5 protein-coding genes are annotated in these 6,748 nt (G+C 72.8%); 4 read left to right on the top strand and 1 reads right to left on the bottom strand.

All coding sequences use genetic code 11. From position 1 onward, the window contains the following. Positions 1–20: 20 nt before the first annotated feature. From D7W79_RS46420 to D7W79_RS03890, 3 genes are all read left to right on the top strand, one after another. On the top strand, positions 21–2,438 hold the full coding sequence (locus tag D7W79_RS46420; protein WP_276375041.1) for a heavy metal translocating P-type ATPase: 2,418 nt from the start codon (positions 21–23) through the stop codon (positions 2,436–2,438). 101 nt (positions 2,439–2,539) lie between these two features. After that, on the top strand, positions 2,540–2,953 hold the full coding sequence (locus D7W79_RS03895; protein WP_120523975.1) for a four-helix bundle copper-binding protein: 414 nt from the start codon (positions 2,540–2,542) through the stop codon (positions 2,951–2,953). A 41-nt stretch (positions 2,954–2,994) separates the two neighbouring features. After that, positions 2,995–4,086 (top strand): Rieske 2Fe-2S domain-containing protein, encoded by a 1,092-nt coding sequence (locus tag D7W79_RS03890; RefSeq protein WP_120523974.1) that lies wholly within the window; start codon positions 2,995–2,997, stop codon positions 4,084–4,086. 4 nt (positions 4,087–4,090) lie between these two features. Here D7W79_RS03890 and D7W79_RS03885 read toward each other — a convergent pair whose 3' ends face one another. After that, positions 4,091–5,062: a PLP-dependent cysteine synthase family protein gene (locus tag D7W79_RS03885; protein WP_120523973.1), complete on the bottom strand. Its 972-nt coding sequence runs from the start codon at positions 5,060–5,062 to the stop codon at positions 4,091–4,093. A gap of 179 nt (positions 5,063–5,241) precedes the next feature. Between D7W79_RS03885 and D7W79_RS03880 the strand changes: the two genes are divergently transcribed. Beyond that, positions 5,242–6,702, top strand: a complete 1,461-nt coding sequence (locus D7W79_RS03880) for a sensor histidine kinase (protein ID WP_120523972.1) — start codon at positions 5,242–5,244, stop codon at positions 6,700–6,702. Positions 6,703–6,748 lie beyond the last annotated feature (46 nt).

The raw sequence follows: 6,748 nt of genomic DNA, 5'->3' as shown, positions 1-6,748 counted from the left end.
TATCGTCGGCAGCGTCAGATGTGGATAAGAGACAGGCCCTCGACCCCGTGTGCGGCATGGAGGTGGACCCGCGCGCCCCCAAGGGCGGCAGCTGGGAGCACGAGGGCCACACCTGGTTCTTCTGCGGGCAGAAGTGCCGCCAGCGCTTCCAGGCGGACCCCGGGCACTTCCTCCAACCCCGGACGCCTCCACCCCCGGCCCCGCCGGGCGCCGTGTACGTGTGCCCCATGGATCCGGAGGTGCGCCAGGACGCGCCGGGGGCCTGCCCGAAGTGCGGCATGGCACTGGAGCCGGAAGCTCCTCCCGCCCTCCAGACGCGCGTCGAGTACACGTGCCCCATGCACCCGGAGGTGGTGAGCGATGGGCCGGGCACCTGCCCGAAGTGCGGCATGGCGCTGGAGCCGCGCACGGTGACGGTGGAGGAGCCGCCGGATCCGGAGCTGCGCTCGATGACGCGGCGGTTCTGGGTGGGGTTGGGGCTGAGCGTGCCGCTGATGCTGCTGGGCATGTCGGACATGCTGCCGGGCCAGCCGGTGCAGCACGCGCTGTCGCCCGCGGCGCTCGTGTGGGCGCAGTTCGTGCTGGCGACGCCGGTGGTGCTGTGGGTGGGGGCGCCGTTCTTCCAGCGGGGTTGGGCGTCGCTGCGCAACCGGCACCTGAACATGTTCACGCTCATCGCGCTGGGCGCGGGCGCGGCGTACGTCTTCAGCGTGGCGGCCACGCTGTTCCCACACCTCTTGCCGGAAGGCGCGCGCACGGGGCACGGCGGCACCGCGCCCGTGTACTACGAGGCCGCCGCCATCATCCTCACGCTGGTGGCGCTGGGGCAGGTGCTGGAGCTGCGTGCCCGCCACGCGACGTCCGGCGCGCTGCGGGCCCTGCTGTCGCTGGCCCCCGCCATGGCGAGGCGCATCGGGGACGACGGCCACGAGGAGGACGTGCCGCTGTCCCAGGTGGTCGCTGGATGGCGCCTGCGCGTGCTCCCCGGCGGGAAGGTGCCGGTGGATGGCGAGGTGCTGGAGGGCGCGAGCGCGGTGGATGAGTCGCTCGTCACCGGAGAGCCCGTGCCGGTGGAGAAGGGGCCGGGCGCGAAGGTGACGGGCGGCACGGTGAACGGCACGGGCACGCTGGTGATGCGCGCGGAGCGCGTGGGCCAGGACACGCTCCTGTCGCGCATCGTCCAGCGGGTGGCCGAGGCGCAGCGCACCCGCGCGCCCATCCAGCGGCTGGCGGACCGCGTGGCCGGCGTCTTCGTGCCCGCGGTCATCGCGGTGGCGGTGGTGACGGCCGGGGTGTGGGCCGTGTGGGGCCCGGAGCCGAAACTCGCGCACGCGCTGGTGAACGCGGTGGCGGTGCTGATCATCGCCTGCCCGTGCGCGCTGGGCCTGGCCACGCCCATGTCCGTGATGGTGGGGACGGGGCAGGGCGCGCGCATGGGCGTGCTCATCCGCGACGCGGCGGCGCTGGAGCGGATGGCGGCGGTGGACACGCTGGTGGTGGACAAGACGGGCACGCTGACGGAGGGCAAGCCGCGCCTCGTGACGGTGGAGCCCGTGGCGGGCCTGGACGCTTCCGAACTCCTGCGCCAGGCCGCGAGCCTGGAGCGCGGCAGCGAGCACCCGCTGGCCGCCGCCCTGGTCGCGGGCGCGAGGGAGCGGGGCGTATCCCTTTCAAGCGTGGAGGGCTTCCAGGCCGTGCCGGGGCAGGGCGTCCGGGGGCGCATGGACGGGCGCGACGTCGCGCTGGGCAACGCGGCGCTGATGCGGAGCCTGGGCGTGGAGGTGGAGGCGCTGACGGAGCGCGCGGAGGCGCTGCGCCACGAAGGCCAGACGGTGGTGCTGGTGTCGGTGGACGGGCGCGCGGCGGGGCTTCTGGGCGTGGAGGATCCGCTGAAGCCGTCCACGCCGGAGGCCCTGGCGCGGCTCCGGGCCGAAGGCCTGCGCGTGGTGATGCTGACGGGCGACAGCCCGACGACGGCGCACGCGGTGGCGCGCCGGCTGGGCATCACGGAGGTCATCGCGGGCGTGCAGCCGGACGCGAAGGGTGACGCGGTGAAGGCGCTGCAAGCCCAGGGACGCGTGGTGGCCATGGCGGGCGACGGCGTGAACGACGCTCCGGCGCTCGCGAGGGCGGACGTGGGCATCGCCATGGGGACGGGCACGGACATCGCCATGGAGAGCGCGGGCGTGACGCTGGTGAAGGGCGACCTGCGGGGCATCGCCCGGGCGCGCGGGTTGAGCCAGGGGGTGCTGCGCAACATCCGGCAGAACCTCTTCTTCGCCTTCGTCTACAACCTGCTGGGCGTGCCGCTGGCGGCGGGCGTGCTGTACCCCGTCTTCGGCCTGCTCCTGAGCCCGCTGTTCGCCAGCGCGGCGATGAGCCTTTCGTCGGTGTCCGTCATCGGCAACGCGCTGCGGTTGCGGCGGCTGAAGCCGTAGTCCTGGGCTGCCGGCCAGCCAGCCGTGCGGGGCGGGATGGTGGCCGCCCCGCGCGTGCCCACCGTGAGGCCAGGACTCGAAGGCCCGAAAGGAAGCCCACCATGGCGAACGCCGAAGCAATGCGAAACAAGGACGAGATGCGCGAGTGCATCGACAACTGCCTCGCCTGTCACCGCGTCTGCATGGAGACGCTGGCGGACTGTCTTCAGCGGGGAGGCAAGCACGCCGAGCCGAAGCACCTCCGGCTGCTGATGGACTGCGCGGACATCTGCGAGACGAGCGCGCGCTTCATGCTGCGGGGCTCCGACCTGCATTCGCGCACCTGCTTCGCCTGCGCGGAGGTGTGCGCCGCCTGCGCGACCGTCTGCGAGGGGATGGGCAACGACGCGATGATGAAGGCCTGCGCGGAGGCCTGCCGCCGCTGCGAGGAGTCCTGCCGGAAGATGAGCGGCGGGGTGATGCGGCAGCCCATCAACCCGGAGGCCGCCCAGCGCGCCGCCGACCTGCCCGCCTGAAGGGGGCGTGCACGGGAGCCCGGGCCCATTAGACTGGGCGCATGAATGCCCGCGAGGAGGGTCGCGCCCCTGGTGCGTCCCCCAGTCACATCTCCGTCGTCCGGCTTCCCCACTCCTGGTTCATCCTCTGCACGTCGCGCGAGCTGGGGGACAAGCCGCTCGCGCGCACCCTCCAGGGCACCCCCCTGGTGCTCTTCCGGGGCGAGGGCGGCAAGCCCGGCGCCCTGGTGGACCGCTGCCCGCACCGCAACGTGCCCCTGTCGCTGGGGCGCGTGAAGCAGGGGCAGCTGGAGTGCGGCTACCACGGGTGGCGCTTCGACACCGGAGGCCAGTGCCGGCTCATCCCGGGCCTGGTGGGCGAGCCCGAGGCCCGCTCCCGCTGCGCTGCGTCCCATGCGACGCGCGAGCAGGACGGCTTCGTCTGGGTCTACTCCACGCCCGGCGTGGAGCCCACGACGGAGCCCTTCCGCTTCCCGCTGCTGGACGCGGCGGACTACACCACCGTGCGCCGGGTGCTGCGCGCGCCCGGGTCGCTGCACGCGGTGCTGGAGAACACGCTGGACGTGCCGCACACGGCCTTCCTCCACGGCGGCCTGTTCCGCACCCCGGAGAAGAAGAACGAAATCGACGTGGTGGTGCGCAGGAGCGCGGACCGCGTGGAGGCGGAGTACCTGGGCGAGCCCGCGCCCAAGGGGCTCGTGGGGAAGCTGCTCGCGCCGGGCGGCCAGGTGGTGCAGCACTTCGACCGCTTCCTGATGCCCTCCATCGCGCAGGTGGAGTACCGCATCGGGGAGAAGAGCCACATCCTGGTCAACTCCGCCATGACGCCGGTGAGTGACTGGGACACGCTCGTGTACGCGGTGGTGACGGTGAAGCTGCCCGTGCCTCGCTGGCTGCTCAAGGCCGCGGTGCCCTTCGTGCTGCCGGTGGGCCTGCACATCTTCGGGCAGGACGTGCGCATCCTGGAGCGGCAGACGGACTCCATCCGCCGCTTCGGCACGGAGGCCTACGCCTCCACCGAGATTGACGTCCTGGGGCCCAGCATCCTGCGCCTGATGCGCGCCCAGGAGCGCGAGCGCACCGCGGCGCCGCCGGACACGGTGCACGAGACGCGCGTGCGCATGCGCACGTGAGGCTTCAGCTGGCTTTGGAAGCGGGGGCGGGCGTGGGCCGGGGCTGCACGAGCTCCGTGGAGAAGTAGCGCTCCATGCGGTCCGGGAACACCGTCACCACCTGGGCCTGCGGGCCCAGCCGCTTCGCCGCCTCCACCGCCGCCGCGTAGTTGAGGCCGGAGGACGGACCCACCGGGAAGCCCCGGCGGATGAGTGCCCGCGCGGTGCGCATGGCCAGGTCGTCCGACACGTCCAGCTCCACCCGGCCCGGCATGTCCGCCTCGCGGTACAGCCGCGACAGGCCGTCCACCACGCCCGGCACGCGCGCGCTGAAGCTGCAACACTCGATGTCGCAGCCCAGCCCGGCGATGGGCCTCGCCACGAAGGCCGTCACCGGACAGCCCGCTTCCGCGAACGCCTGGTACAGGCCCACGATGGTGCCGCCCGTGCCCACGCCGCTCACCACGCCGTGCACCAGGCCGCCCGGCACCTGCGCCAAAATCTCCTGCCCCGTCCACACGCGGTGCGCCTCCGCGTTGTCGGGGTTCTCGAACTGGCGGGGCGCGTAGCCGCCGCGCTCCTTCGCCAGGCTTGCCGCCCGCGCGATGGCGCCCCGGATGCCCTCCGCGCGCGGAACGAGTTCCACCTCGCCGCCGTAGGCGCGGATGGCGATGAGCCGCTCCTCCGTCACGCCCTCCGGCATCACCGCCGTGAAGCGGCACCCCATCTGCGCGCTCGCCAGCGCCATGGCGATGCTGGTGGAGCCGCTGGACGCCTCCACCACGTCGCCGCCCGGGCACAACTCCCCCAGCCGCCACGCCTTCTCCAGCATGTATCGGGCGATGCGGTCCTTGGTGGACCCACTGGGGTTGAGGAACTCCAGCTTGCACCAGATGGTGGGGCCTTCCGGGTCCAGCCGCACGGGCACGAGCGGCGTGGGCCCCACGGCCTGGAGGAAGCGGCCATCAGCGGGGAGCGGGCGGCAGGGAGGGCGCATGGCCCATATCCCTATCGCGAAAAGCGCTGGCAGGGGAGTTGCCCTGTCGTCCAGCGAGCGTCGGCGGCCGACCGTTCCCCTGGCTGTTCCGTCGGAGAAGACATTTTCCCACGTGCGACACTTGGCGCGCCGTGGGCCAGCCATTACGAAGGAGGGCCACGGCTTTCCTTTCCGCACGCATGCCTTCCGCGCCCATCATCCTCAACGTCAACGACGACCTGGCCAGCCGCTACGTCACGTCACGCGTGCTGTCCCTGTCGGGCTTCCAGGTGCTGGAGGCGGGCACGGGCAAGGAGACGCTGGCGCTCGCGGACGAGCAGACCGACCTGGTCATCCTGGACGTCCGCCTGCCGGACATGAGTGGCCTGGAGGTGTGCCGGCGTCTGAAGGCCTCGCCTCGCACGCGCAACGCGCTGGTGCTGCACCTGTCCGCGCAGGCGGTGGGCCCCGCGGACCGGGCCCAGGGGCTGGAGCATGGCGCGGACGCGTACCTCGTGGCGCCGGTGGATCCGGAGGAGCTGGTGGCCCAGGTGCACGCGCTCCTGCGCCTGCGCCGCGCCGAGCGCGAGGTGCGCGTCCTCTCCGACCAGGTGCAGCAGCAGCGCCGCCTCCTGGAGCTGGCCATGGCGGCGGCGGCGGACCCCATCGCGCTCTATGACGGGGACGGGAAGCTCATCTACGCCAACCAGGCGGTGGCCACGTCGCGCGGCTCGCACCACGTGCACATCCCGGGCAGGACCATGGATGCGCTGCGCGTGATGGACCCGCAGCTGGAGCCCTTCGCGAAGTCGCTGGACGCGGCGCGGCGCACGGGCCAGGTGCAGCGCGGCCGCGTCACCCTGTCCTCGGACAAGGGCACGCGGCACTTCGAGTACACGATGTCGCCCGCCACCGGGCCCACGGGCGCGGTGGAGGCGGTCATCGCCACCGGCCAGGACGTCACGGAGCTGCGCAACGCGGAGGACTTCCGCGAGCAGTTCCTCGGCATCCTGGGCCACGACCTGCGAAACCCCCTCAACGCGCTGTCCATGTCCGCGCAGCAGCTGCAGCGCCAGGGCGAGCTGTCCGACCGCCAGCGCGTCTTCACCGAGCGCATCCTCACCAGCGCCGAGCGCATGGAGCGGATGATCCGCCAGCTCTTGGACTTCGCCCGGGCGCGGCTGGGCGCGGGGCTGCCGGTGGTGCGCTCGCGCTGCGACCTGTTCGACGTGGTGCGCGGCGCGGTGGACGAGTCGCGCGCCAGCCAGCCCCACCGCGAGGTGATGCTGGACATGCGGGGCGACGGGCGCGGCCAGTGGGACGCGGACCGGCTGGAGCAGGTGGTGACCAACCTGGTGTCCAACGCGCTCAAGTTCAGCCCGGCGGACTCGCCCGTGCGCGTGAGCGCGGAGGGCCTGGAGTCCGAGGCCGTGCTGCGGGTGCACAACCTGGGCGCGCCCATCCCGGCGGAGCAGCTGCCGCACGTCTTCGCCGCGTGGCGCCGCGCCGGCCGCAGCGACCGCGAGCGCGGTGCGTCCGCGGGACTGGGGCTGGGGCTCTACATCACGGAGCAGATCGTGAAGGCCCACGGCGGCACCGTGCAGGTGAGCTCCACGGAAGCCCAGGGGACGACCTTCACGGTGCGGCTGCCGCGAGGCTGAAAAAGCTACGGGTTTGACGACTCGTGGACGGAAGCGTTGCGTCGAC

Source organism: Corallococcus exercitus, assembly GCF_003611585.1.
In the GTDB taxonomy this organism is placed as follows: Bacteria; Myxococcota; Myxococcia; order Myxococcales; family Myxococcaceae; genus Corallococcus; species Corallococcus exercitus.
This window is presented reverse-complemented; position numbering and strand designations above follow the sequence as displayed.

Bases quoted from the DNA above. Each gene is read 5' to 3' on its own strand.
- D7W79_RS03895 (WP_120523975.1), top strand. From the start codon at position 2,540: ATGGCGAACGCCGAAGCAATGCGAAACAAGGACGAGATGCGCGAGTGC.
- D7W79_RS03890 (WP_120523974.1), top strand. From the start codon at position 2,995: ATGAATGCCCGCGAGGAGGGTCGCGCCCCTGGTGCGTCCCCCAGTCAC.
- D7W79_RS03885 (WP_120523973.1), bottom strand. From the start codon at position 5,062: ATGCGCCCTCCCTGCCGCCCGCTCCCCGCTGATGGCCGCTTCCTCCAG.
- D7W79_RS03880 (WP_120523972.1), top strand. From the start codon at position 5,242: ATGCCTTCCGCGCCCATCATCCTCAACGTCAACGACGACCTGGCCAGC.